Source organism: Erwinia sp. PME.40.26/001, from assembly GCF_055556675.1.
Window position 1 is genome coordinate 266,781 of the sequence record NZ_JBVHNP010000001.1, and the last position, 25,907, is coordinate 292,687.

At 59.3% G+C, this 25,907-nt stretch carries 21 protein-coding genes and 1 pseudogene; 8 read left to right on the top strand and 14 right to left on the bottom strand.

Annotated elements, in window-relative coordinates; translation table 11 throughout:
- Positions 1 to 4 precede the first annotated feature (4 nt).
- The 4 genes from ACZ3HG_RS01565 to ACZ3HG_RS01580 all read left to right on the top strand — a co-directional run bounded on the left by ACZ3HG_RS01565 (position 5) and on the right by ACZ3HG_RS01580 (position 2,628).
- Entirely contained in the window at positions 5 to 403 is a 399-nt protein-coding gene (locus ACZ3HG_RS01565) for a SirB2 family protein (protein WP_191935993.1), read from the top strand.
- The gene (gene sirB1 / locus ACZ3HG_RS01570) at positions 400 to 1,209 is read left to right on the top strand and encodes an invasion regulator SirB1 (protein ID WP_191932116.1); all 810 of its coding nucleotides are present in this window, start codon (positions 400 to 402) and stop codon (positions 1,207 to 1,209) included. The genes ACZ3HG_RS01565 and sirB1 overlap by 4 nt, the downstream gene beginning before the upstream one ends.
- A 28-nt stretch (positions 1,210 to 1,237) precedes the next feature.
- The gene (kdsA, locus tag ACZ3HG_RS01575) at positions 1,238 to 2,092 is read left to right on the top strand and encodes a 3-deoxy-8-phosphooctulonate synthase (protein ID WP_191932117.1); all 855 of its coding nucleotides are present in this window, start codon (positions 1,238 to 1,240) and stop codon (positions 2,090 to 2,092) included.
- A gap of 116 nt (positions 2,093 to 2,208) precedes the next feature.
- Entirely contained in the window at positions 2,209 to 2,628 is a 420-nt protein-coding gene (locus ACZ3HG_RS01580) for an META domain-containing protein (RefSeq protein ID WP_191932118.1), read from the top strand.
- A gap of 66 nt (positions 2,629 to 2,694) precedes the next feature.
- On the opposite strand, the gene chaA is transcribed toward ACZ3HG_RS01580, so the two are convergent.
- On the bottom strand, positions 2,695 to 3,786 hold the full coding sequence (gene chaA / locus ACZ3HG_RS01585) for a sodium-potassium/proton antiporter ChaA (RefSeq protein ID WP_465331558.1): 1,092 nt from the start codon (positions 3,784 to 3,786) through the stop codon (positions 2,695 to 2,697).
- A gap of 393 nt (positions 3,787 to 4,179) precedes the next feature.
- Between chaA and chaB the strand changes: the two genes are divergently transcribed.
- Positions 4,180 to 4,407, top strand: coding sequence for a putative cation transport regulator ChaB (chaB, locus tag ACZ3HG_RS01590; protein ID WP_465331560.1), 228 nt, complete (start codon positions 4,180 to 4,182; stop codon positions 4,405 to 4,407).
- Positions 4,408 to 4,441: 34 nt separating this feature from the next.
- Here the strand turns inward: chaB and ACZ3HG_RS01595 are convergent, their stop codons facing one another.
- The 5 genes from ACZ3HG_RS01595 to ACZ3HG_RS01615 form a co-directional block, all read right to left on the bottom strand.
- A complete protein-coding gene (locus ACZ3HG_RS01595) occupies positions 4,442 to 5,461 on the bottom strand; it encodes a LacI family DNA-binding transcriptional regulator (protein WP_191935992.1) in 1,020 nt (339 codons plus the stop codon).
- A 28-nt stretch (positions 5,462 to 5,489) separates the two neighbouring features.
- Positions 5,490 to 6,899: a sucrose-6-phosphate hydrolase gene (locus tag ACZ3HG_RS01600; protein ID WP_191935991.1), complete on the bottom strand. Its 1,410-nt coding sequence runs from the start codon at positions 6,897 to 6,899 to the stop codon at positions 5,490 to 5,492.
- A complete protein-coding gene (locus ACZ3HG_RS01605) occupies positions 6,896 to 8,269 on the bottom strand; it encodes a sucrose-specific PTS transporter subunit IIBC (RefSeq protein WP_191933072.1) in 1,374 nt (457 codons plus the stop codon). Before ACZ3HG_RS01605 ends, ACZ3HG_RS01600 begins: the two co-directional genes overlap by 4 nt.
- 32 nt (positions 8,270 to 8,301) lie before the next feature.
- The gene (locus ACZ3HG_RS01610) at positions 8,302 to 9,846 is read right to left on the bottom strand and encodes a carbohydrate porin (protein WP_465331562.1); all 1,545 of its coding nucleotides are present in this window, start codon (positions 9,844 to 9,846) and stop codon (positions 8,302 to 8,304) included.
- A gap of 144 nt (positions 9,847 to 9,990) precedes the next feature.
- Positions 9,991 to 10,911 (bottom strand): aminoimidazole riboside kinase, encoded by a 921-nt coding sequence (locus ACZ3HG_RS01615; protein ID WP_191932124.1) that lies wholly within the window; start codon positions 10,909 to 10,911, stop codon positions 9,991 to 9,993.
- 291 nt (positions 10,912 to 11,202) lie between these two features.
- On the opposite strand from ACZ3HG_RS01615, the gene ACZ3HG_RS01620 reads away from it, so the two are divergent.
- Entirely contained in the window at positions 11,203 to 11,880 is a 678-nt protein-coding gene (locus ACZ3HG_RS01620) for a gamma-glutamylcyclotransferase (protein WP_191932125.1), read from the top strand.
- Between the two features lie 54 nt (positions 11,881 to 11,934).
- Here ACZ3HG_RS01620 and ACZ3HG_RS01625 read toward each other — a convergent pair whose 3' ends face one another.
- The 8 genes from ACZ3HG_RS01625 to ACZ3HG_RS01660 form a co-directional block, all read right to left on the bottom strand.
- Complete coding sequence (locus tag ACZ3HG_RS01625) at positions 11,935 to 13,356, bottom strand: serine/threonine protein kinase (protein ID WP_191932126.1); 1,422 nt, start codon at positions 13,354 to 13,356, stop codon at positions 11,935 to 11,937.
- Positions 13,357 to 13,390: 34 nt separating this feature from the next.
- Positions 13,391 to 14,341: a hypothetical protein gene (locus ACZ3HG_RS01630; RefSeq protein ID WP_191932127.1), complete on the bottom strand. Its 951-nt coding sequence runs from the start codon at positions 14,339 to 14,341 to the stop codon at positions 13,391 to 13,393.
- 14 nt (positions 14,342 to 14,355) lie between these two features.
- Entirely contained in the window at positions 14,356 to 15,132 is a 777-nt protein-coding gene (locus tag ACZ3HG_RS01635; RefSeq protein WP_191932128.1) for a PP2C family protein-serine/threonine phosphatase, read from the bottom strand.
- On the bottom strand, positions 15,129 to 16,298 hold the full coding sequence (gene tagH / locus ACZ3HG_RS01640; RefSeq protein ID WP_191932129.1) for a type VI secretion system-associated FHA domain protein TagH: 1,170 nt from the start codon (positions 16,296 to 16,298) through the stop codon (positions 15,129 to 15,131). The genes ACZ3HG_RS01635 and tagH overlap by 4 nt, the downstream gene beginning before the upstream one ends.
- 38 nt (positions 16,299 to 16,336) lie before the next feature.
- Complete coding sequence (tagF, locus tag ACZ3HG_RS01645) at positions 16,337 to 17,035, bottom strand: type VI secretion system-associated protein TagF (protein WP_465331566.1); 699 nt, start codon at positions 17,033 to 17,035, stop codon at positions 16,337 to 16,339.
- A gap of 13 nt (positions 17,036 to 17,048) precedes the next feature.
- Positions 17,049 to 19,157 (bottom strand): type VI secretion system membrane subunit TssM, encoded by a 2,109-nt coding sequence (tssM, locus tag ACZ3HG_RS01650; RefSeq protein WP_191933073.1) that lies wholly within the window; start codon positions 19,155 to 19,157, stop codon positions 17,049 to 17,051.
- Positions 19,157 to 20,377 (bottom strand): type IVB secretion system protein IcmH/DotU, encoded by a 1,221-nt coding sequence (icmH, locus tag ACZ3HG_RS01655; RefSeq protein ID WP_191932131.1) that lies wholly within the window; start codon positions 20,375 to 20,377, stop codon positions 19,157 to 19,159. The genes tssM and icmH overlap by 1 nt, the downstream gene beginning before the upstream one ends.
- A gap of 112 nt (positions 20,378 to 20,489) precedes the next feature.
- Positions 20,490 to 21,002: an SH3 domain-containing protein gene (locus ACZ3HG_RS01660; protein WP_191933074.1), complete on the bottom strand. Its 513-nt coding sequence runs from the start codon at positions 21,000 to 21,002 to the stop codon at positions 20,490 to 20,492.
- A 472-nt stretch (positions 21,003 to 21,474) separates the two neighbouring features.
- Here ACZ3HG_RS01660 and ACZ3HG_RS01665 point away from each other — a divergent pair, with 472 nt between their 5' ends.
- Together ACZ3HG_RS01665 and nirB are read left to right on the top strand one after the other, a co-directional pair.
- Positions 21,475 to 22,767 (top strand): nitrate regulatory protein, encoded by a 1,293-nt coding sequence (locus tag ACZ3HG_RS01665; protein WP_191932132.1) that lies wholly within the window; start codon positions 21,475 to 21,477, stop codon positions 22,765 to 22,767.
- A gap of 335 nt (positions 22,768 to 23,102) precedes the next feature.
- Positions 23,103 to 25,907 (top strand): annotated as a pseudogene (gene nirB / locus ACZ3HG_RS01670) (nitrite reductase large subunit NirB); the annotation flags it as partial.

Sequence of the window (25,907 nt, forward strand, 5' to 3'; positions counted from 1 at the left end):
ATTTATGGCTGGCTGGTATCTTCCGCTGAAACAGTTCCATCTGTTCACCGTCGCGATCACACTGCTGATGTTTGTGCTGCGCTTTTACTGGCTTCAGACGCACTCCTCCCTGCTGCAGCGCCGCTGGGTGCGGATTATTCCCCATCTTAATGATACGCTGCTGCTGCTGTCAGGCGCGCTGCTGGTGGCGATCACCCATTTTTATCCGTTCAGCCCACAAGGTAACTGGCTGACTGAGAAGCTGTTTGGCGTTATCATCTATATCGTGCTGGGTTTTATTGCTTTAGGGCGTCGCCCACGCGCGCAAAAAGTGCGCTGGATAGCCTTCATTGTGGCCTTAGTCGCCATTGTGGCCATCGTGTATCTCGCCACAACTAAAATGCCACTGCTGGGGTTTGTATGACGTCTATCGCTGATTTTGATTTTACCGCTGCGCCGCTGAGTGAGGCGGTGATTACCGCATCGCTGGCCATTCGCAGCGATTTCCCGGCAGAAGAGGTCAGAAAGCAGTTATCGGCGCTGGTGACCGAAGCACGGACTGAAATTTCGTCAGATCTGGCTGCGGATTTACAGGTTGAGCAGCTGATTGAACTGTTCTGGGGCCGCTGGGGTTTTGGCGGTGCCAGCGGGGTTTATCGCCTGTCTGATATGCTGTGGCTGGATAACGTATTGAAAAGCCGTCAGGGAACAGCCGCCTCGCTGGGGGTGATTTTCCTGCATATCGCCGATAAGCTTGATTTACCCCTGTTCCCGGTGATCTTCCCCACGCAGCTGATCCTGCGTGCCGAATGGGTAGATGAAGACATGTGGTTAATTAACCCGTTCGATGGTGAAACCCTGGATGAACACACGCTGGAAGTGTGGCTGAAGGGCAACATCGGGCCGGTTGCCGAACTCTATGATGACGATCTGCAGGAGGCCGAGCCGCTGATGGTGTTGCGTAAAATGCTGGATACGCTGAAATCGGCCCTGATGGATGAGAAGCAGATGGAGATGGCGCTGCACGTCAGCCAGGTGCTGGTGCAGATGGACCCGGAAGATCCGTATGAGATTCGCGATCGGGGGCTGATTTTTGCCCAGCTGGAGTGCGATCACGTGGCGCTGAGCGATTTAACTTACTTCGTTGAGCAGTGTCCGGAAGATCCGATCAGCGAAATGATCAAAGTGCAGATTCACTCAATAGAACAGAAACAGATTACCCTTCACTAACTGAAGTGAACTCTATAAAGGCGAAGATATGAAACAAAAAGTGGTTAGCATTGGTGATATCAAGGTCGCAAACGATCTGCCGTTCGTCCTGTTTGGTGGCATGAACGTGCTGGAATCGCGCGATCTGGCTATGCGTATCTGCGAACACTACGTCACGGTTACTCAGAAACTGGGTATTCCTTACGTGTTCAAAGCCTCGTTTGATAAAGCCAACCGCTCCTCTATTCATTCATACCGTGGCCCGGGCCTGGAAGAGGGCATGAAAATCTTCCAGGAGATCAAGCAGGCATTCGGGGTGAAAATCATCACTGACGTGCATGAAGCCAGCCAGGCGCAGGCCGTGGCGGATGTGGTGGATGTTATCCAGCTCCCGGCCTTCCTTGCGCGTCAGACCGATCTGGTGGAAGCGATGGCGAAAACCGGCGCGGTGATCAATATCAAGAAGCCGCAGTTCGTCAGCCCCGGGCAGATGGGCAATATCGTGGATAAGTTTGCGGAAGGTGGCAATGACCAGGTGATCCTGTGCGATCGCGGTGCTAACTTCGGTTATGACAATCTGGTGGTCGACATGCTGGGCTTTAACGTCATGAAGCAAGTCTCTAACGGCAGCCCGGTGATCTTCGATGTGACCCATGCCCTGCAGTGCCGCGACCCGATGGGTTCGGCCTCCAGCGGCCGTCGTGCCCAGGTCTCCGAGCTGGCGCGTGCCGGCATGGCCGTTGGCATAGCTGGCCTGTTTATTGAAGCGCACCCGGACCCGGCCAATGCGAAATGCGACGGTCCTTCCGCGCTGCCGCTGGACAAACTGGAACCGTTCCTGGTGCAGATGAAAGCGATTGATGACCTGGTCAAAAGCTTTGCTGAACTGGATACCAGCAACTAATTTTACCTTATCCTCAGGCGGGCCAGCAAACGGGCCCGCCTTTTTTCTGCGCTGTACCCCGCCTGAATCTACCGCTTTTTTTGACCTACAATGGAAAAGTAATTTAAGGAGTTTCTATGAAAAAAATCATCTTATTACTCGCGGGCGCCCTGGCCCTGAACGGATGCAGCAATGCGCAGACCCGCGCTGACGCGCCGGACGCCGCCCAGTTAGCTAACCGCCTGTTTACGCTGAGTGCCGTTGACGGACAGGCCGTCACGCCACATCAGGGCATGAAGCCGGGTATTGGTTTTGGTGAGGATCTGAAGGTGAGCGGCGTGATGTGTAATCGCTTCTTCGGTCAGGGTAAGCTGGAGCAGGGGCGTCTGAGTGTGCCGCAGCTGGCCTCGACACGCATGATGTGCAGCGATCCGCAGCTTAACCAGTGGGAGCAGACGTTATCTGCTGTGCTGACAAGGGGTGCAGAGGTCAGGCTGAGCGGGATGACGCTGACGCTGACGGGTAGCGGGCATACTCTGGAGTATCAGGCCCAGTAATCAGAATGTATGAAAGGGGCGGGCCGGTCATAAGACCGGCCCGCCCCTTTCTTATGCCACGAAGACTTACAGCATGATTGTCATCAGGTAGGCAATAAACAGCGCAAGATGCGCGGCGCCGTTCAGCACATTGGTACGCCCGGTCGAGAACGAAATCTGACACAGCAGCAGCGCGGCAATCATCACCACCATCTGCGGCGGCTCAAGACCAAAGATCAGCTGCTGCCCGGTCAGGGTGGCGATCAGCGTCACGGCCGGTACCGTCAGGGAAATCGTCGCCAGCACGGAGCCGAAGAACAGGTTCATCGCACGCTGTACCTGATTAGCCAGTACCGCTTTGATGGCTCCCAGCCCTTCAGGGGAGAGGATCAGTAGTGCGACCAGGAACCCGGTAAACTGTTCCGGGGCTTTCAGTTCGGTCAGCAGCGACTCCAGCGTATTGGCGTTCATCTTGGTGACCGCAATCACCGCAACCAGATGAATCAGCAGCCACACGGTGTGCCAGGTACTGGAGTGGGCCGAAGGTTTGCCGTGGTGCGGGTCGTCCCCTTCGTCCTCATGCTCATAGACAAACAGGCTCTGGTGCGTTTTGGTCTGAATCAGCAGGAAAACCCAGTACATCGCGGCGGAGATCCCCGAGACCAGCAGCGCCTGCATTACGGTGAAATTACCGCCGGGCAGGGCGTTCGGGAACACCAGGACGATAATCCCCAGCGGGAAGATGGCAATCAGGTACTGTTTTACCCCGGCCAGGTTCACATACTGTGTGGCAAATTTGCGTCCGCCGAGCAGCAGCGCCGCGCCCACCAGTCCGCAGGTCACAATCATAATGATCGAGTAGAGCGTATCGCGCATCAGCGCCGGGGCAGCGTCACCGGTGGCCATCAATGCGGAAATCAGGCTGACTTCAAGGATAACAACGGAAAGACTGAGGATCAGGGAGCCGTAGGGTTCGCCCAGGCGGTGTGCCAGTACGTCAGCGTGACGGACGACGCTGAAGGCGCTGCTGAGGATCGCAACGAGGGCAATCAGGTTAATGACGACGACCAGGGAGAAGGTAGCGGTGTTACCCCAGAACCATAATATGATTAATGCAGCGACAGGTAAGATGAGGGAATACTCGGTGTGGCGGGTTTTACTGCTCTCTTGCGCACTCATAGGCAAACGCTCCTTATCTTGTATCCTGTGGACCCGGAAATAGCAGATTCTGCCACGGGTCTGTTAAACATAGTCTGACAATATGAAAGACAAGTGGCGAAAGTATAACCTTTTTTTCGCCAAAACTGAAGAAATTTACGTCCTTTTACGGTTTGACTTAAAAAAGTGCATCTACCCGCTATTTATTCCTCTTAAGTTCCTATCGTAATGAAAATCATCCGACTTTATTAGAATAAAAAAATTAATGGAAGCAGGGAAGTACGCTAACTCAATGTGATAAAGGCTGAAATAAGGCCTTATAGCACCAGAATGCTATATTGCGGTGTAAAGTCCGTACTTGAAAAAAAAGGCAGTTGTACCAGGCTTACATCAGACACTGAGAGGAGAGAAACCATGCCTTATGACAATCGCAGCGCGTTACCCGACAGCGTCAGACATGTCCTGCCCGCCCACGCGCAGGACATCTATCTGGAAGCGTTTAACAGCGCCTGGGATCAGTATAAAGAGCGTCAGGACCGGCGCGGTGATGACTCACGCGAGGAGGTGGCGCACAAGGTCGCCTGGGCGGCGGTGAAACACCAGTACCAGAAGGGGGATGACGATAAGTGGCATAAAAAGTAAGGGCGCACAGTGCAGCGCGCCCTGGTGCTGGCCGTCAGACTGCGGCGACGGCCCGCCGCCATTTCAGGCGGGCAGGCAGCCAGCGCTGGGTCACCTCCGGCGTCTGTTCATCTATCAGCTGTGTGACCATTTCAAAGCAGTTCCAGGCCAGCATCCGTTCATCCTGAGCGACGGTATCAATGCGCACCGACAGGGCATCATACAGATAGTGGTCGTCGAAGCTGCTCAGGTGCATCGGCGTGTTCAGCAGGTCGTGCTGGCTGAGGTAGCGCAGTACGCCCTCCTGCAGGCCGCAGGCGGCGCAGAATAGCGCCTGCGGCACGCGGCCCAGCCGCGCGTACAGTTCCGCGAACATCTCATAGCCTGAGCTGGCGTGGTAGTGACCGTGCATAATCCACTCAGGTTTAACGGCGACCCCGGCGCGCTCCAGCCCAAGGCGAAAGCCCGCCAGGCGGTCGCGGGTAGGGGAGATGCGCGGCTGTCCGCCAAAGAAATAGATCTCCTCATAGCCCTGACGCGCCACACCTTCCATCAGAGTGGCGGTAGGACCGGTGGCATCGGTGATCACCAGCGGCAGGCTGGACTCGCCCAGATGGCGGTCAAACAGCACCACCGGCAGCTGCTGGTTAATTTTCTGATACTCGGTATCGTTCAGCTGGCTGGAGGCGACGATCAGGCCGTCTACCTGCCGCTGGATCAGATTGTTGACCGCCAGGGTTTCCTGACTGGCGTTTTCTGCCGTACAGGCAATCAGCAGCTGCAGGCCGGCATCCCGGCACAGCATCTCCAGCTCGTGTGAAAAGCGGGCAAAGCCCTGGTTGGTCATTTCAGGCACCACCAGCCCGAGGGTATGGCTGCGGGCGGAGTTGAGGGCGCGCGCGTGAATGCTTGGCTGATAGTGCTGCTGGCGGGCAATCTCCAGCACGCGTTCGCGGGTGGCTTCAGCCACGCGCAGCTCTTTTCCACGGCCATTGAGGACCAGGCTGGCCGTGGATTTAGAGACGCCCGCCAGCCGGGCAATATCGTTAATGGTGATGCGTTTGTTTTTAGTCACAGTGGCTTAGGGCTGAGGGTTCATCGGCTTATTCTATCACGCATTGCCGCAAGCTCCAGTGACGCAGCCCGATCTGCCCCGTACCGGCAAAGCGCAGCTGCGGCTGCGGTGACGGGAAATAGCGCGATGACATCACAGCCTCGCCGTCGTTGATGAAGATTTCCACGCTTGAGCGATCGCACAGCACACGCAGAGTCTTTACCTCTCCCTGCCAGTAACGCTCTTCCGGTTTTCCGCTGCGTAAATTGTGACGTTGTAACGTTAACCCCTGTGCGTTAACGCTGAGATGCAGAGCTCCGGCAAAATCCGCCTGGCACGTACCGCTGATCGTCATTTCTATCTCGGCACTGTCGATATCCAGCGGCGGCAGTGTCCCGGCAGGACCCGCGAGGCTCCTCTCCCGCGAGCGCAGCTGCTGCAGTTCGCGGGCGGGGTGCTGAACCAGCCGATCGCCGCGCAGCGTCAGTTCGCGCGGGCAGGTCATGGTGTGCATCCAGCCGTTGTCGCGGGTCGGCTGGAAGAACTCATCCCCGTCGGGGATCCCCATCCAGCCCATCATCAGACGGCGGCCGTCGGCACTGAGGCAGGTCTGCGGCGCATAAAATTCGAAGCCGTGATCAAGCTCATGAAACTCGCCGTGTTGAAACTGCGCGCTGTCATAGTCAAAGCGGCCACAAAAATAGCCGCTCTGGAAGGTATTACGCCAGCGCCAGGTCTCTGCAGGCAGCCCCTGCGGGCAGACCACCAGCACTGCGGTGCCGCTGAGTTCAAACAGGTCAGGGCACTCCCACATATAGCCGAAATCACCCAGTCCGTTAAGCTGGCTGCCAGCGATCTCACCCAGCGACGTCCACTGGTGCAGATCGGGGGAACGGAACAGCAGCACTTTCCCCTCGGACGCAAGATTCTGTGCGCCCAGCACCATGTACCACTGGCCTTCGTGCTGCCACACCTTCGGGTCGCGCACGTGGCCGGTGTATCCCTCCGGCAGTGCCAGTACCGGCCCGTGTTTTTGATACTCGCCGTGTTCATCGCGGGTGGCCAGGCACTGCCAGGCGGTGCGGCTGCCGTCGGCAAACTTAACGTTACCGGTGTAGAGCAGCGTCAGCACACCCGCGTTATCCACCGCGCTGCCGGAATAGCAGCCGTGACTCTCCCAGGGCTCCGAGGGGACCAGCGCGATCGGCTCGTGCCGCCAGTTCACCAGATCCTCTGAGCTCCACTGGCCCCAGAACTTGGCACCGTGTGCGCAGGCCATCGGGTTCCACTGGTAGCAAAGCACATAGCGCCCGTCGAAGTGGATAAAGCCGTTCGGATCGTTCATCAGCCCGACCGGTGGGGCCAGGTGCCATACCGGGCGGTGGCGATCCGCGGCGGCCCGCTGCTGGCCGGAGATTACCGACCGCAGCGCCTGTTTTAACAGGTGGGCTTCACTCATGCTTTCACCTCAAATTTAATTTTCAACAGCAGGGACAGTACGAATGCTGTACCAAAGGCGATCACCATGCCGATCAGATAGTTGAGCAGGGAGCTGGCCTGCACGATAGCCATCCCCGGCAGGGCAGTCAGGCCAACCGCCGTCATATTGACGTGCATCGTCACCACCCAGGCTCCGCCCAGCGCACCGCCGACCAGCCCGGCAATAAAGGGCTTGATGTAGCGCAGGTTCACGCCAAAAATGGCCGCTTCGGTAATACCCAGCATGGCAGAAAACGCTGAGGGCAGTACGATACTGCGCACCTTGATATCCCGGGTTTTAAACCATACCGCCAGACATGCGCCCCCCTGGGCCACGTTGGCCATTGACCAGATCGGCAGCAGGAAGTTAACGCCAATTGACGGGTTGCCCAGCAGCCCGGCCTCAATAGCATGGAAGCTGTGGTGAATACCGGTGATCACAATCACCGAGTACAGCCCGCCGAACAGCAGCCCCGCCAGCCAGCCCGCATGGGCAATCAGCGTGCTGAGAACCAGTGAGATCCCGTCACCCAGCATCCGTCCCGCCGGGCCGATAATCAGCAGGGCGATGAAGCCGGAGATGATCACGGTCAGGAACGGGGTCAGAATGATATCCAGCGCATCGGGGATCACGCGGCGCAGTCGTTTTTCACAGTGGCTCATAAACCAGACGGCCAGCAGCACCGGGAAAACGGTGCCCTGATAGCCGATCATCGCAATTTCCAGCCCAAAGAAGTTCATGGTGTGGAAACCGCTGGCGACGCCCCACGCGTTGGTCAGCGCGGGGTGGGTCAGTATGCCGCCCAGGGTAGCCCCAAGATAAGGGTTACCACCGAATTCTCGTGCGGCGGTAAAGCCAATCAGGATTGGCAGAATGATAAACGCCGCCGAGCTGCACATATCCAGCATGATAAACAGGGCGCTGCTGGCATCGACCCAGCCGTAAGTCTTCACCATACCGAGCAGGCCCATCAGCAGGCCCGAAGCGACAATCGCCGGGATAATCGGCACGAAGATATTCGACAGTACGCGCGCTATGCGTTGAAACGGATTCAGCTTTTGCGCGGCGATATCGGCGGCCTCACTTTTGCTGGACTCATTAATGCCCGCTTCTTTCACAAACGCCGCATGCACCTTGTTGACGATGCCACTGCCGAAAATGATCTGCATCTGTCCGGCATTGCGGAAACACCCTTTCACTCCGTCCAGTGCTTCAATGGCCTCTTTCTGCACGAGTTCATCATCGACCATCACCAGACGCAGGCGGGTGGCGCAGTGCGCGGCGCTGGCGATATTTTCGCGTCCACCCAGTAACGGCAGAAGTTCCCGGGCTGTTTTTTCAAAATCCATCATGTCACCTTTTCATTATTGTGATGAAGCTGTCAGAACCAGGTTTCCATCTGGACACCAAAGTTCCATTCGCCACCGGCGCTGAAGCCGCTGCTGCCGAACGAGTCGTCGCTGGCATAGCGGTCAAGCGAGCTGTTCCAGTCCATCCAGCTGGCGAAGACGCGTATTTCCGGGCGGGTAAAGAAGTCGCCAATGTCGGCCACTTTAAAGGTCGGGGCCACGGTCAGCTTCCAGAAACTGCCGGACACGGCCTGGCGGTCTTTGTACCCCTGTGGATCGAGATCCATATACTGATAGCTGCCTTCGTACGCGAGGGCGAAGTTCTGATTGATCTCCTGGATCAGCCGCGCGTTAACGGTGGCCCAGCGATAGTGATCGCCTGCGGCGTAACGGTCGCTGCTGGTCTGGGCCAGCACGGCGGGGGCAAAGCTCCAGGTCTTATTCAGCGGCGTCACACCATAGCTGGCCAGACGCCAGGTTTCCGCCTGTTGCGTCAGGTTGCCGTCAGAACCCACGCCTTTAACTTCGGCACCCAGCCCGCGACCGTACAGCAGGGCGGTTTTGGCCGTGCCTTCGCGCAGGCCCCAGAAGCTGTCGTTATGCAGGGCCAGCATGGCATGAACGCCGGTATCCCCCGCATTATCATTTTCACGGCTGGGGTTCAGGCGCTCGTCATTATCTTTTGCACGCAGGCCGCTGACCATCAGCTGGAACGGACCGGCAAAGTTGTTGCTGGTGACAATGTAGTTCTGAATGGTGTTATCAATCGCCTCAATATCACCAAAATTACGGCCATACAGCGAGAAGTTGCTCTTCAGGCCGTCGGTCAACTGCACGTCATAGATCCCGCCGCCGGTCCCGGCGAGGAACACCACGTCGGAGTCCAGCCAGTGAATGTCGAAGTTATCGCGGTCAAAGCGCTTACCGGCCCACAGGGTGGTGTTATCAAACGCACCGGTGAATGTTGGCAGATTGCCCAGTTCGACAAAGGCCTGACGGATGTTCAGCTCGGTGGTGCTGCCGGTCCAGTCGTTATAGTCACGCTGTCCGTCGGCCAGCATCGCCTTGAAACGGGTTGTTGCGCCGTTCGCCAGCTGCTGTTTGTGCTCAAAGTTCAGCTCAACATAGGTGTTGTTTTCATTACCAAGACGACCCACGGCTCCCCCGGTTTCACCGGCGGGCGTCAGGAAGGGGCCGCTTTGCGTCCCGGCGGCCGAGTCGTTCATGATCAGGCCGGAGCGCGCATAGCCGTGGAACTCAAAGCCATCTGCGATCCTGCTGGTGGCCACCGGTGCGGCAGTGGGTGGCGCGACGCTGGCGGACGCGGCAACGGGGGCCGTAGCCTGCTGCGGTTGCTTTTGCTGCTGCTGTGAGCGGGCTTCCAGCCTGACAATTTTCTGCTCTGCCGCGTCGGCACGGTTTTCTGCCGTGGCCGCGCGATCTTCTGCTTTTTGCAGGCGTTGCTCCATCGCCATCAGTCGCGCTTCGAGGCTGGTGAGCGTCGGGGCGGCGAAACTGACTGCCGGGGTGGCTAAGGCAAGGCTGATGGCAACAGCCAGTCTACGAGGTGTGATCATTTGCACGGTTCCCAGTGTGATTGTTTTGTTTTTGCTAAACCGGTTCGACGCAGAGAGTAAGCTAACAGGAATGTGCTGTTCAATCAGATTTGCTAACCCGGTTTAGGAAGTGTGACCGGGTTGGCAATTTGTGCGGGGAAGGGATCAGAATCGGGCGAGGTCGGCGGCGTGCGGCAGGGCGGTCATGGCACCTTTGGCGGTGGTCGCGGCGGCACCGCTGCGCTGCGCCTGCTGGATGGCCTGGTCAAGGCGGACGGGAGTCAGCGGATCGATTTCCGTCGCCAGCGCTGCCAGCAGTCCGGCAACGAACGCATCGCCCGCTCCCGTAGTGTCGACCACCTCCACTGACGGAGCGGGGAAGTGCTGTACCGTAGCGTTCTGCCACAGGCTGACGCCCTCGCTGCCGCAGGTCACCAGCAGCAGAGATGGCTGATAAGCCGCGGTAAATGCCGCGATGCCGTCGGAGAGCCCGTCATTGCCGGTCAGTTCAGCGAGTTCATCCTCTGACAGCTTGATAATGTCTGCCAGCGCAAAGGCCCTGGCCAGCACTGCGTCCATCTCCGTCGCATCTGCCCACAGATCCTCACGCAGGTTAGGGTCGAAGCTCACCCAGCCTCCTGCCGCTTTAATTGCCCGCATCGCCTCCATGGCCGTACTGCGGGAGGGATCAGCGCTCAGGGCAATGGAACACAGGTGCAGGCCTTCACCGGCACGAAACGCCGGGAGGCGGTCAGCGGTGAGAAACAGGTCAGCTGAGGGGCGCACCATAAAGGTAAACTGGCGTTCGCCCTGCGCATCCAGGCTGACCAGCACGGTTGATGTACGCTGGCCCGGTGCGCGATACATCCGCTCAATATCGACGTTCTCATCGCGCAGCGTCTGCTGCAGGAAGCGTCCAAACGGGTCGTCGCCGACGCAGCCGATAAAGCCGCTGTTGCCGCCCAGGCGGGCAATACCGACAGCGACATTGGCCGGGGCACCGCCGGGACACTTCAACAGGTGTGTCTCTCCCTCAGGCAGCAGGTCTACTACCGCATCGCCCAGTACCCAGATTTTATTGCTCATCATCATTATCCTTAAGTGATTATCTGCCGAAAAGCTAAACTGGTTTAGCAAAAAAATCAAAGTTCTTTTTATCAGTTTGTGGCGGAGGAGGCGCTCAGAGGGTAAAGATTTCGCGCCTGCTGCCGACAAACTTAAGTGAAACTTTTTTTCTTTTGTGATCGCCTTCAAACTTGATTGCGCACGCGGAAATGCATAAGGTCATTCATCGCACTCAATTTTTTGCGAAAATCAGATCGTTAAAGGACTCAGTCAGGACAGCGTGGACGTTAAGCAGTGGAGTGGGAGGGGGCAATGTTAACACGAGATTTTTTATTAAAGGCGGACTGCAAAACGGCCTTTGGTGATATTGAAGAAACGCTGTTGTGGACCTGCGAACAGCGTGCCGCCTCGCTGGCAGCGGCCATGGCCTGCCGTCCGGATAACAGTCCGGTATGGATTTTTGGTTACGGGTCACTGATGTGGAACCCGGTATTCGAAGCGGATGAAGTGGCCGCCGGCACGCTGAAGGGCTGGCATCGCGCCTTCTGCCTGCGGCTGACGGCCGGTCGCGGTACGGCCAGTCAGCCCGGGCGCATGCTGGCGCTGAAAGAGGGCGGGCAGACTACCGGACTGGCCTTCTGTCTGCCGGAAGCCAGGCTGCATGAAGAGCTGGAGCTACTGTGGAAGCGTGAGATGATCACCGGCTGCTACCTGCCCACCTGGTGTGATCTGGCGCTGGACGATGGCCGGACTGTAACCGCGCTGGTGTTTGTGATGGATCCGCGCCACGCCCTGTATGAGTCAGACTCCTGCCCGAAAACCATCGCGCCGCTGATCGCCCAGGCAAAAGGGCCGTTAGGCACCAATGCGCAGTATCTGTTTTCGCTGGAAACGGAGCTGAAGCAGCGCGGCATGTATGACGACTGCCTGACTGATCTGGTTCAGCGGGTGCGCGAGCTCCAGGCGTGCCATAACGGGCTGGTGGGTTAGGGTGCCACCAGGGCGACCGCACCACCGGTCTCCCTGATGCACAGGCATAAAGACTCAGCGCCCCGGGTTAATCAGCCAGGTTCCCGCCCGATCGATTTTCAACTGCTGGCTGCGCACGCCGCTGGCACTTCGCACTTCCAGATGGTAATCACCCGCAGCCAGATTAAGTGAGGCGTAACCGCTGGTGTTTGGCATGACTTCCATCACGCTGCCATTCAGCAGTAACGCCTCATCGCTGCTCAACTTCAGATACACCGTTGCCATCGCTGGCGCGCTGGCCGGGATAGCGGCCGGGGAGGGTGTCGCGGCGGGCGTACTGTTGCTGGCAGCAGCAGAGTGCTCCGGCAGCACGCTGTCGTCATGATTCAGCCCCCATACCAGCGCCGCAACCGCGATCACCGCCAGCCCGCTGAGTAACAGCAGCGGTCGTGACAGACGCTTTGCCACGCGCGGCGGCATCACGGGTTCGGCGGCACCCGCGGCCGGGTTGACGGCCAGAACCACCGGTTCCGGGTCAGGCAGCTGCAGCGGTTCCTCCTGGGGCACCAGCACGGTGGCCACCAGCGCCTCCATCTCACTGACCGGCAGGTCGATCAGCGCCGCCAGTTCATCCACCGACTGCGGTCGCTGCCGGGGCTCCATCTGCAGTGCCTGGTCAATGGCATGCAGTAACGGCAGGGAATACCCCTCTGGCCGCAGTGAACTCAGAGGCTGATAGCGATCTTCAATACAGCGCACCACACTGACCGGCGGGGGATTACCGGTGATCAGCGTATGCAGCACCGCGCCCAGCGCGTAAATATCGGTCCACGGGCCCTGATCGCTGTCCCCCTCCTCGCTGTACTGCTCGATGGGCGCATAGCCGGGTTTGAGCATGATCTCCATTTCATCGGAGAGATTGCCAATCTCCTTACGCGCCGAGCCAAAATCGAGCAGCACCGGCAGCTGGTTGTCCTGGATCTGGATGTTATCCAGCGAAATATCACGGTGCAGATAACCGGCGCGGTGAATGGTGTTGATCGCCCCGAATAACGGCGGTAACAGCTGGCGGATCCACGCTTCGTTGATGGTCTCCGGGCTGGTCTGCTGCCACGCTTTCAGCGTCATGCCGCTGTAGAACAGTGTGCCCATGTAGGCCGTGCCGTTCTCCTCCCAGAAGCGCAGGACGTGCAACAGGCCAGGGTGATTAAAGCGTGCCAGGAGGCGTGCTTCCTGAATAAAACTGTTCAGCCCGGCGTTAAACAGGCGCTGATAGCGCTCGCCGCGCAGCGTAATGGTCAGGTCTTCATTCCGACTGGCCAGCGAGACCGGCAGATATTCTTTGATCGCAATGGTGCGTTCAAGCAGGTGATCCCAGGCGCGGTAGACAATGCCAAACCCGCCCCCGCCAATCACTTCTTTGATTTCAAACTCGTTAAAACGGTAGCCAGCGGGGAGAGCGTTGGGTACATTTTTTTGTTGTTCGTTTGCTGACATAGTGAAACTCTCGTGGCGCCCTGATGAGCGGGGGTTAGTTAACGGTACGCCAGGCGCCAATCGCCGGGTCGGCCAGATCGGCGTGCAGGTCATCCACCAGCAGCACATTCATCTTTACACCTGCATCGATAATGCCTGACCAGGTTTTGCGCGCGGCATCGACTGCCGTTTTTAACGCCGCACCGTTACTGGCCTGAGCTTTGTCCATTTTTATCAGCAGCGTACCGTCAAACGACCAGACGTGCAGGCTGTTGTTGAAAGGCAGTACCAGCCAGCTGTTCGGCGCATCGTCCCGCGCCAGCACCAGACGCTGATTGTTAACCGATACCACATCAAGCTGTTCCGGGGCCGGGTGCAGATGAGCCAGCGGGTAGCCCTGATAGAAACTGACCGCCAGCGACTGGTTTTTCTCGCCGTGGGCCAGGGTAAGCGTACCGGGGCCTTCCAGCCAGCCCTCCGTTGAGCAGCTCATGGCTTTATCCACGGGAATAAACAGCGATCTGCCATTATCGTCCCACCAGGTACGGAAATGGCAGCCATCGGGCAGGTCAAAATGCTGCAGAGGTTCGGCATTCGCCGGCTGCGACAGATCGAGTGGTGCAGCGTTGCTGGCGGTGGCAGTGGCGGTGGCATCCGCGGTGACAATCGGCCGCCAGCTCTGCTCCTTCGCTGCCGTACCGGTAGCCAGCACGGTGCCCCGCGCGTTGGTCATCTGCCACGGCAGCTCCAGCAGCTTTCCACACTGATTCTGCAGCAGGTTGCCGACGCGCGGTAAGAAGCGGGTCAGAATATCTGACTCGGTACTTTTGCCGGAAACAATACGCAGGTTCAGCGTCTCCTGGCACCAGGCAGCGGGCGCATTGCTGGAGACATTATCGATAAACACTTCCAGCTCCAGGCTGGGGGAATAGACCGCCCGATAGTCTGCCGCCTGGGCCGTGGTGGCGAACAACAGAGTCAACGTAGCTGGCAACCAAAATTTCATAACATTCCTTGGTGTTAATCGCGCGGCGGAAGAAAACGAGCAGAGTCCGCCATGGAAAAGAGTAATGTGGTCTCCTGGGGAGAACCAATCCATACCGCCACGGCGCTCAGATTATCTGTTTTTGCGCTGCGGTCGATGGCTTTTTGCATTAGTGCCAGCCACTCCTCAGGGCAATTGACCATACGTAACGCCTGTTCCATCTCGGCGGGGGCAAGATGACTCCAGAACCCGTCGGTGCAAATCAGAAAGGCATCGCCATCTTCCAGCGCCAGCACCTCGCTGAATCCGTGCGGATGGGCCACATCGGCACCCAGTGCATTATAAAGTAAGTTGCTGTTAATTCCCGTGTTTTCATAACCTGCGTCCTGCAACTGCTGGACCAGGCTGTGGTCACGGGTCACGCTGTGTACTACCCCCCGGCGGAAAAGATAAACCCGGCTGTCCCCGGCGTGTACCCACCAGCCATGCAGAGTATCCCGGTCGATAAACAGCGCCGCAAGGGTGGTACTCATCTGGCGAAAATTCGGATTATTCCTCTGCGCGCTGAGAATAGCCTGCTCGGTCGTTTCAATCAGGGCCGCTGTGCGCTCGGGCCGGAGTGGGGCATCGACATCAAGCTGGGCCAGCAGGGTATCACGGGCAATGGTGGCGGCCAGTTCACCGCCCGCCCGTCCGGCCACGCCGTCGCACACCATAAAGCAGGCGGCATGCTGTCCCAGCAGTGCGCCGGTGGTGTCCTGATTGCTGTCGCGGGCACCAGTCTGTGTGGTAGCAGAGTAAGTTATATTCATAGGTCTTCCGGGCGGGTTTGCGAATCTTTATATTGATTCACTTCCATGTCGTAGGCGTGGAGGAACGCTTCGCCAAACAGCGTGTGGAAATCATCCTCGATTTCACCCGAGGTGCTCTGATAGTGGCGCAGGAAATAGTCCCACAGTGCCGCTTTTTTGCCGCTGCTCAGGGTCATGCGCGGCATCATGCCATCGCGGCGGGCATGCTCTTCCAGACGCTGCGGGTTAAATGATTGCAGCATCGCTGCAATGATGGCGCGAATACCGGCAATCATCCCTAACTGATGCGCCTGCAGATCCACCAGGGCATCGCGCACCGCCTGTTCTGGTGGCATAAACCCTGGCATCTGGCTCTGGTAAATCTGCATCAGCACCGTTTTACCGGAGGGGAGGATCTTAAACGGGTTGTTGGCCTCGTTGAGGATCATGGTCATCTCTGCCTTGACCCCGCGTTTCAGGATCGAACGGGAGGAGAGCAGCGCAACGGTGCCCTGCGAGAACAAACTAAGCATCCGCCCGGTCATGCGCATCTGATCTTCGGTCAACGGCGTTTTGTCCAGCGTCGCATCCAGCCCCATGCCTTCCAGCAGGGCCGCCATCAGACGCTGTTCACGGTTGCTGCCGCTGGACGGGTCCTGGCCGCTGGCCGGGATCTCCTGGCCAAGCGGGTCGATGCCCAGGCGGGCGGAGGTCTGCCGTGCCGATCGCCGCCCGGCGGCCTCGGCACACCCGTCGTCCTGACGCGGTACAGCCGACTCTTCCGCGCGCTGCTGCATTCCCAGCGGGTCGTCCGTGCTGTCGTTGTCGTCAGCAAACAGCGACAGGGGGTCGATATGCTCCTGGGGGTGCTCACTGACGCGCTGCGGGTCGCTGACGTCAATCTGATAAGGGCCGATGGCCAGCGTATCGCCGTGTCCGAGCGTCACCTGACTGCCGCGCTGCAGGGCGCTGCCGTTGTGGATCACCGCAATCACGCTGCCCTGATTCGTCAGGCGGCATTCACCGCTGGCGGCAACGTGCACCAGCGCCTGCAGGCGTGAGATTGCCCGGTCAGGATCCGGCAGGACCAGATCATTATCAACGCTGCGGCCAATGGTGCCACCAGGGGGCACAAAATCACAGACGATGGGATCATCGCCCTGGTTCTGCAAAATGGTCAATCTCATGCGTTTTTCCTGCAATGAGGCCCTTCGGCCTAATCACTCTATTCGAACATCGGAGGATAGAGTCCGTGACGGCCCGGCTTCAGCCCGGCTGCCGGATGAAAGAGCTGTGAAAAAAGCTGTGCGGTCAGATTGCCGCTGTGTTTGTGACTGGTCAGCGGATAGCCGTCACTCTGATTAGTCCACCAGTAGCTGGTGTACTGCAGCGGATCGAAGCGCTGCGCCACTTCCCGCCAGCCCAGCGTGCAGGGCAGATCCTGATAGCCAATCACATCCATGATATCGGAGCGTCCGGTGTCGGGCAGCGACAGCGGCGGCATGCCGTGCAGCGCCTGCTCCAGCCAGTCCACGGAGTGCAGCTGCTGCACGGCCTGGTTCAAGGTGCCCCCCAGCTCCTGAAACCAGTCCCCGGAAACTGACAGCTGGGCCGGGTGCCAGGCGCTGACCGGCACGCTTTGCAGCGCCAGCAGCGGCCAGGCACGACCGACCCGGTCACGGGACGGCATCAGGCAGCCGATCTGCACCCGCTGGACGCCCAGCGTGGCAGGCAGGGCAAAATTCCAGACCGGAGCACGGCTGAACGGATCGGTGGTGCCGTCGTGATGGTTATGCCAGTGCGCCAGTCCGAGCTGAAACCAGTTAGACCAGCTGTCAATCAGCGCTTCCGGGATCCGGCGCTGCAGGAAATCGCCTGCTGTTGGCAGCTTGCCATACCATCCCAGGTCATTCTTTTCTGCCATTATGATGACCTTATCAGTGAACCGGGCTGAGAGGCACCGGATCCGGTTCACTCATCGCGGCAGATCCAGCGGCATTTGCCGGTCGTCCGGCATTATCCAGATTTAACGCCACCCTTTTCACCATCAGCGCATTGTCACGCACGTAGGGGGAACTGAGGATCTGACGATCCAGCAGCTGGCTCAAATGCCAGTCAAGCTGCTGCAGCTGGCGCGTTGTCACGCTGGCCGGCAGGCTGCGCTGCAGGTTCTGCATTACCCAGCCGCGCAGAAACTCACCGTCATAGCTGCGCGGCTGGTACAGCATCTGATAGGCGCGCAGGGCGTTCCGACTGAACTCCGCATCTTTACCATCATCGTTACGCAGCGTATGGGTGATCGTCTGCGCCACCCGGGGCAGCAGCAGGGCTCTCAGTGCGCCCTGATACAGTCCCCAGCTGGCATCGCTAATCTGGTCGCCACGGTACAGTCCGCCACGCAGCGAAAGCGGGGGGGCTTCCAGCGCAAAACTGCGGCTTTGCGGCAGCGCTACCAGGCTGTTTAAGAAGGGTAGCAGATCCAGGATATCCCCGCGGTTATCCCCGGCGAGTTGTTTTGCCTGCTGCGTCACGGCGGGTAAGCGCGCAGCAACCTCCTGCAGGTAGTGCTGATTTTTCGTGTAGCTGGTCAGCCACAGGCCCGTGGTGGCAAGCAGAGCGACCGCGAGCGCCACGTAACCGGTACGGTGCAGCAGGCGGTTGCGATCTTCCCAGGAGCGGTCACTGCCCGCCAGACGGCTCTCTTTAAACACCACATCGCAGAGCAGGCCGTGAATAAAGAAGCTTTGCCCTTTATTGGCTGGAATGGGCGCGCTGCGGTTTACGCTGTCCCAGCTGGCGATCGACTGCCCCTGGGGCTGTGGCAACTGCAGCTTACGTGACAGTTCGCCCATCACCCGGTCAAAGGGCAGGCCTTCCTGCGTACCGCTGGTGAAAAACATCCCGCGCACGGCCCACGGGGTTTCGCTGGTGTCCGGCGAAAAAACAGTATCAAGGTATTCGGCCAGCAGGGGACGTAATGCGCTGAACTCCTGCGGGAACTGGAAACATTCGGCGCGCAGGGTGAGATCATTCTCCTGTGCCATTTTGCCACTGAGTTCCGCCATCAGCCGTGAGGAGAGCTGCTGGAAACGCTGTTCAAATTGCGTATGCAGACGACGGTCGCTCTGCCGTCCTGGCTCCCACGGGAAGGTAAAGCCCCAGACCTCTTCGCGCTGCGGCTTATCCAGCCGGGCGAAGTAGGACATAAAGCCTTTCAGCAGGTCGGTTTTGGTCACCATGATATACACCGGGAAGGCGATGCCGGTCTGCTGGTGGAGTTCCGCCATGCGCTGACGCAGCGCGCTGGCCTGCGCATGGCGAACTTCCGCCGAGTCACTGAGCAGATCGGCGACGCTGAGGGTCATGATCACGCCGTTGATCGGCTGACGCGGACGGTAGCGTTTCAACAGAGTGATGAAGGTTTGCCACTCGCTGGCATCCCGTGCGCGCTGGCTCTCCTGTAGGGTATAGCGCCCGGCGGTGTCCAGCAGCACCGCCTGACCGGTAAACCACCAGTCGCAGTGGCGGGTGCCGCCGATGCCGCGTAATGCACTTTTACCCAGCGCATCACTGAGCGGAAAATCCAGGCCGGAGTTCACCAGCGCCGTCGTTTTGCCTGCACCGGGTGCGCCGACGATCAGATACCAGGGTAGCTGATAGAGATACTGGGCGCTGAAGCGCTGTAACCATCCCCGGCGCTTGCCGAACTGGGTTTTCTTTAACAGCAGCGCCGCCTCACTGAAGCGGTTATCCAGCATCTCTCCCGTCGCCTGCAGTTCCGCATGATCGATATTGCTGATCTGCAGGCGCGTCAGCAGCTTGCTGTTAAACCAGGCGCGGTAGAGCTGAGGGATAAGCTGAAAAAGTATCCATAAAAAGTAGGTCAGGCCGATTAACAACTGACGGTTCAGTGGGCTGTCGAGCGCCTGCAGAGGGGTCAGTGACAGCAGCGGGCCCACCATCCAGATCAGCGCCGAAAGGGCAGTGACGCCGGTCAGACCCCACAGCAGGCGGCTGGAAAGCAGTGAAAAGAAGGTCTTAAACATCATTTTTTCCCCGTAGAGTGGCTGTCGTCTGATTCCGGGGCAGCGAACAGGGTGATTTCGACACGGCGGTTCTGCGCACGATTCTCCATACTGTCGTTCGGTAACAGCGCGCCACTGTCACCGCGTCCCTGGGCGCGAACGCTGATCCCCGGCTGGGACATCAACTGGGCCATCATGGTGCTGACGGCGCGGGCCTGGGCGGCAGCGTATTCATAGTTGGACGGGAAACGGCGGGAAAGCACCCGCTCATCGTCGGTGAAAACGCTGACCAGGATGGTGCCTTTTGCCGACTCCATCGCGGTCGCCACGCGGGCGATCAGCGCGCGTCCCTCAGGAGAGAGCACCGTTGTGGCCGGGTCGAACAACCGGTCAGCAGGCAGGATCACTTTACTGCCGTTGCTGCTGTCGGCCACATCGAGTTTGCGCTCCGTAATCAGGTCGCTCAGGCGCTGGCGCAGATCGAGCAGCGCCTGCGGGGCCGTGCTGCGCTGGCCGGCCACCACCTTCGGCAGCGGAGTTTGCCAGATCTGACGCAGCAGCGGTTCGGCCGCGTTGCCCAGCCGCCAGTTCAGGGTGGAAAATATCATGCAGCCGATAAACGTCGCCAGAGTGACGCAGACCCACAGGGGAACTGGCGGACGCCAGAGCGAGCTCTGCCCGGCGGCAACGGCGGTTTGCGGGCGCTGTTGCTGCTGTTCGCCGCGAACCTCGCGGATTAGCTGCGCCAGTCGGGAGCGTACGCCGTCGCGCTGCAGCCGGCCGTTGTCCATACTGCGGTAGCGGCCTTCATAGCCCAGCAGCAGGCAGAAATGGATTACTTCCAGCAGCCAGAGGTGCTGGCCGGGATTTTGTGAAATGCGCGACAGCAGCTGAAAGACTTTTTCACCGCCCCAGCTTTCATTGTGAAAGGTGACCAACAGGCCATTGCCCGACCAGACACCGCGACTGCCCCACGGCGTTTGCGCCGCCGCTTCATCCAGCACGGCGCACAGGCAGTAGCGGGCACCAATAATCATTTCAAAAGGCATACCGGCCTGTTTGCAGCGTGCCTCAAACTGTCGCATTTCATCGATTAGCTGCAGGCGTAAACCGGCCGGGTCGTCATGGGTAGCCGCCAGGCGGATCTGGACAATTGCGTTAAGCAACGGCGAGGCGGCGACCAGCAAGGCATTGTCTTGGTTGACCGGTGTGGCGGGGTCAACAGGAAATTCCGACGTCATGAGGATGTGTTATTCTCGGCTGTATGCCAGGAGGCAAAATAGGAAACTTTACCGGACGAGGACGAAACGCGTTGGCTGCCATCCCTGGCAGCGAAGAGCCTTATCAGGCGCGTTACTCCAGAATCCAGGTCGCCGTATTATTGTTGCGGCAGGCTTTACTCTTGCCGCCAACATCAACGCATACTTTTTTGCTGTTTTTACGCGGGCGTGGACGATCGCTGCGCAGCGTGGCGTCGTACAGGTCACTTTTCACCCCGGCTTTCAGCGGCACGTAACCGACGAGCTGCTGCTGATCGACGTCAGCGATGGCAAACCAGCGGTTCTCCACTTCACCCAGCACCAGAAAAGGCTTGCCGTTTTCCAGATAGCGCACCACTTTGCCGCCATAGTCCGGGCTGGTCATTACGGAGGCGTTATAAAGCGCACGGTAGTTCTCATTCACCGGCGTGAAAGACGTGGGCGCTTTTACCGCATGACGATGCGTTAGCGTCACACCATCCACGACGCTGGCGACAACCGTGTCGTCAGTGACCGCAGGAGGGGGGGCTTTGCATCCCGATAACGTGAGCGCGGCCAGCAGGGTAAACGCGATGCTAGTTTTCACAATGGTCCTCGTGAATATCATCAAATAATCGGGTTCTTTTCAGATGCGACAGGGCGACTCTGAGCGACTCCAGGAACGCGTGATTGCACGCGGTGTGGCCTGTACGTTCCGGGAGGAAAATTCACAGGTTTACATCAAGATAATTCTTACGCCAGTTTACCTGACGCTTTTGGGAATGGAAACCATTGCGGACGCCGGATGAACATGATAGTGCGGACGGCGGGCGTGACAGAGTTTGCCTGAAAGGTGACAAAACGGCAATTTGATTAGCGTCAATAACCGGTATTCCGTCCTGCGTTATGCTGTCCGCCTGAAAACCACGCAATACCTGATGCTGACACGCGCGAATGAAGCAGCATAACTGATTGATTGCCGCCGGTTCAGGGCGGTTATCGTTACGCCCGTTTTCAGGCAAGTGCCAGGCGGTTTCCGCGCGGTGCACGAAAAAAGGGTGAGGTGTCAGGCCAATGAGAAAAACAGCAGGGTGTGACCGATGAGTGGGGGGGAGCCTTCTCCGCTGGCGTATCTGCTGGCTTCGCGCCAGCGGGAAATCGCCAGCCTGCGCTCTCTTTTACAAAGCGGCAGGCTGACCACAGAAGTCAGCCAGCTGATCCATGAGATCCAGCGAGAACGGGGAGCCAGCAATCTGTGGCTCTGCACTTCAGGACAGGTGTTCGGTGACGAACTGTCACAGTGCGGGCAGCGTGTCAGCCGCAGCCAGAGTGAGGTGATTGCCCTGCTTCCTGCGCTGCCGGAAGACGAGAGCGACGGTCTGGTCTCCAGCCGACTTTACAGCCGGATTGCCACAGCGCTGCAGGCGCTGGGTGAACGGGAAGCCCTGCATGAGCAGGTGCAGCAGCGCACCCTGTCTCATGACGAGGCGATGGCGCAGTTCAATCACATTATTCGCCAACTGCTGAACCTGGTGTTTGAAATGGTGGATACCGCTTCGGACCCTGGCGTTTCCCGCGCGCTGATTGCTATGTTTAGCTTTATGCAGGGCAAAGAGCTGGCCGGGCAGGAGCGGGCAGCGGGGTCTGCGGGGTTTGCCTCGGGCGGCCTCACCCCGGCCCTGATCCAGCAGCTAGTCGCGCTGATCGACAGCCAGGAGCGCAATTTTAGCCACTTCGCCGGTTTTGCGGACGCTGACAGCCTGCAACGCTGGCAGCAGGTGGCGCAGGAAGAGAGTGATATCGAGCGGCTGAGGCGCATTGCCTGCACCGCGTCACGTACGGATGAGCCGGACGCAGCAATGGCGCTGCGCTGGCATCAGTGCCTGACGCGGCGGATTGACGGTATGAAAACCGTTGAGGACAGGCTGGCCCGGGCCCTGATGCAGCGCTGCCGGCAGAGCATTGCCCTGGCCGAGTCGCAGGGGCAATGCCTGACGGACGATCTGCTGCAGCAGCAGATGCAGAACAGAGCGAATGAACCGGCGTGGAGCGTGTTTATCGCCGGAGAGCCCTGGCCGCCCCCGTCTCCGGCAGAGCCGCTGGAGGCCGACGCGCTTACCCCTCGGCTGGGACGTTCACTGCTGGCGATGATCCAGCAGCAGTCAAAACGCCTTCAGGACCAGGATGATGAGCTGGCTGCCCTGCGCGCCAGCATTGAGGAGCGTAAGCAGATCGATCGCGCCAAGGTGCTGCTGATGCGCCATCACGACTACAGTGAAGAACAGGCCTGGCAGGCATTACGTAAAATGGCGATGAACCAGAATAAGCGCATGGTGGAGATTGCCAGCGCATTGGTCGCGGTGGCTTCCGCGTTTGAACCTGCGAAAAAGTAGTCGTCTGCGCACCGAAGGTGCCACCGCGACTTCACCACGGCGTGCCAGTCAGTGGAATCTGCGGCTGACAGCGGGTCAGCCCGTCCTGAGGGAGTACAAGACCGCCAGAACAGAGACGCTTTAGCGTAGCGCGTTCTGGCGCAGCACTTGCCACAGGCAAGACAACATAAAACGGAGCGGTTTCGCCAATGGCGGTGTAACCCCTCGTTGGATAACGGCGTCCAGCCACATGCATTACGCATGGGGGTGGGCGCTTTTTTTTTGGAGTTTTTCAGGGAGTGACAATGATGAGCAATGCACAGAGCAGAGTACCCACCACCGGCAAGACGGCAGAAGCCGCCGGTAAACCCACGCTGGTGGTGATCGGGCATGGCATGGTCGGCCAGCACTTCCTGGAGCAGATGGTCAGCAGAGGGCTGCATCAGCAGTTCCAGATAGTGGTGTACGGTGAGGAGCGCTATGTCGCCTATGACCGCGTCCACTTGTCGGAATACTTTGCCGGTAAGGGGCACGCCGAACTGTCGCTGGTGCCGCCAGGGTTTATGCAACAGAACGGCATACAGCTGCGAACCGGTCGTCAGATCGTGGCTATCGATCGGCAGCAGCAGCAGGTGCGTGAAGCCGACGGGCGCGTACAGGGTTACGATCGGCTGGTGCTGGCCACCGGCTCCAGCCCGTTTGTGCCCCCCATCCCGGGGAGTGAGCACGCATCCTGCTTTGTGTATCGCACCCTCGACGACCTGGATGCGCTGGCGGCAAAGGCTGCTATGGCAAAACGCGGGGTGGTGATCGGCGGCGGACTGCTGGGCCTGGAAGCGGCCAATGCGCTGAAGACGCTGGGGCTGGAAACGGCGGTGGTGGAACTCTCTCCCCGCCTGATGGCGGTACAGCTGGATGAGGGCGGTGCCGGGATGCTGCGCCGTAAGATCGAAGCGCTCGGGGTGAAGGTACTGACCGGCAAGGCAAGCCAGAGTATTGACGTGCAGCAAGACGGTACGCTGCGGCTCAATTTTGCCGATGGCAGCGAGCTGGAAACGGATCTGGTGCTGTTTTCGGCGGGTATCCGCCCGCGCGACCACCTGGCGGCCTCAGCCGGGCTGACGCTGGGCCGGCGCGGGGGCGTGGTGATTGATGACGGCTGCCGTACCTCCGATCCCGCCGTCAGCGCCATCGGTGAATGTGCCGCCTGGCAGGACAATCTGTATGGCCTGGTCGCCCCGGGTTACCAGATGGCACGTGTGCTGGCCGCGAACCTGGCCGGGGAAGCGGCCGCCTTTAGCGGTGCAGACATGAGTACCAAACTCAAACTGCTGGGGGTGGAAGTGGCCTCCATGGGCGATGCCCACGGGGCGACCCCGGGCAGCCAGAGCTATTACTGGACCAGTGAACCCCATGAAATTTATAAAAAGATTGTGGTTTCCGCCGACGGTAAAACGCTGCTCGGTGGCGTGCTGGTCGGGGACAGCAGTGAATACAGCCTTCTGCTGCAGTTGATGCTCAACGGCATGGCCCTGCCGGATGCACCGGAAACTCTGATCCTGCCGCAAAGCGCCGGCGCGCCGACGAAAGCCCTGGGCGTGGCGGCACTGCCGGACAGTGCGCAGGTCTGCTCCTGCCATAACGTGACCAAAGGGGATATCTGCGCCGCAGTCAAAGCCGGTTGCAGTGATATGGCCTCGCTGAAGGCCAGCACCAAAGCTGCAACCGGCTGCGGAGGATGTGCCGCGCTGGTCAAACAGGTGATGGAGTTCCAGCTGGCAGACCTGGGCGTGGAGGTGAAGAAAGACATCTGTGAGCACTTCCCGTGGTCGCGCCAGGAGCTTTATTCGCTGATCCGCGTCGGCCAGATCAAAAGCTTCGAACAGCTGCTGGCGAAACACGGACACGGCAGCGGCTGTGAGATTTGCAAACCGCTGGTGGGGTCGATGCTGGCCTCCTGCTGGAACGAGTATCTGCTGACGCCGGCCCTGCTGCCGCTGCAGGACACCAACGATCGCTATTTTGCCAATATTCAAAAGGACGGTACCTACTCGGTAGTACCAAGGATGCCCGCCGGTGAGGTCAGCGCGGAAGGGCTGATCGCTATTGGTGAGATCGCCCGAGAATATGGCCTGTACTGCAAAGTGACCGGGGGACAGCGTATCGACCTGTTTGGTGCCCAGCTGGAGCAGTTGCCCGAAATCTGGCAGAAGCTGCTGGCCGCCGGGTTTGAAACCGGCCACGCCTATGGCAAATCGCTGCGCACCGTGAAGTCCTGCGTGGGCTCCACCTGGTGCCGCTACGGTGTTCAGGATTCTACGGGGTTTGCCGCCCGCCTGGAGAACCGCTACAAGGGCCTGCGCTCGCCGCACAAAATCAAAATGGCGGTGTCCGGCTGCACGCGTGAGTGTTCCGAAGCCCAGAGTAAAGACATTGGGGTGATTGCCACCGACAAAGGCTGGAACCTCTATGTCTGTGGCAACGGGGGAATGAAACCGCGTCATGCCGATCTGTTTGCCAGCGATCTGGATGATGAAACCCTGTTGTGCTACGTCGACCGCCTGCTGATGTTTTACATCCGTACCGCTGACCGCCTGCAGCGCACCAGCGTGTGGATGGATAACCTCGAAGGGGGTCTGACGTATCTGCGTCAGGTGGTGATTGATGACGTCCTCGGCGTGGCCGCCGAGCTGGAAGCGGACATGCAGCGCGTGGTCGACAGCTACCAGTGTGAATGGCAGACCACGCTGGCCAGCCCCGATCGCGTGGCGCTGTTCCGCCGCTCGGTTAACGAGGTGCAACCCACCTCACTGTGGAATGCCGTCTGCCAGATCGAGGACATTCCACCGCAGGCAGGGATTGGCGCACGGCTGGGCTCACAGCCGATTGCGCTGTTCCGTCTCGACGATCAGGTTTACGCGCTGGACGATCTTGAGCCGGGAACCGGGGCTAACGTGCTGTCGCGCGGTCTGCTCGGGGACAGCGGCGGTGATGCGCTGGTGATCTCGCCGTTGTACAAACAGCGTTTCCGCCTGCGTGACGGGCAGAGCCTGGATAATCCGGCCCTCTCACAGCGCTGCTGGCCGGTGAAAGTGGAACAGGGACAGGTCTGGGTCGCCAGCACGCCGCTGGTGCAGGCCGCAAAAACGATCACCGCTTGA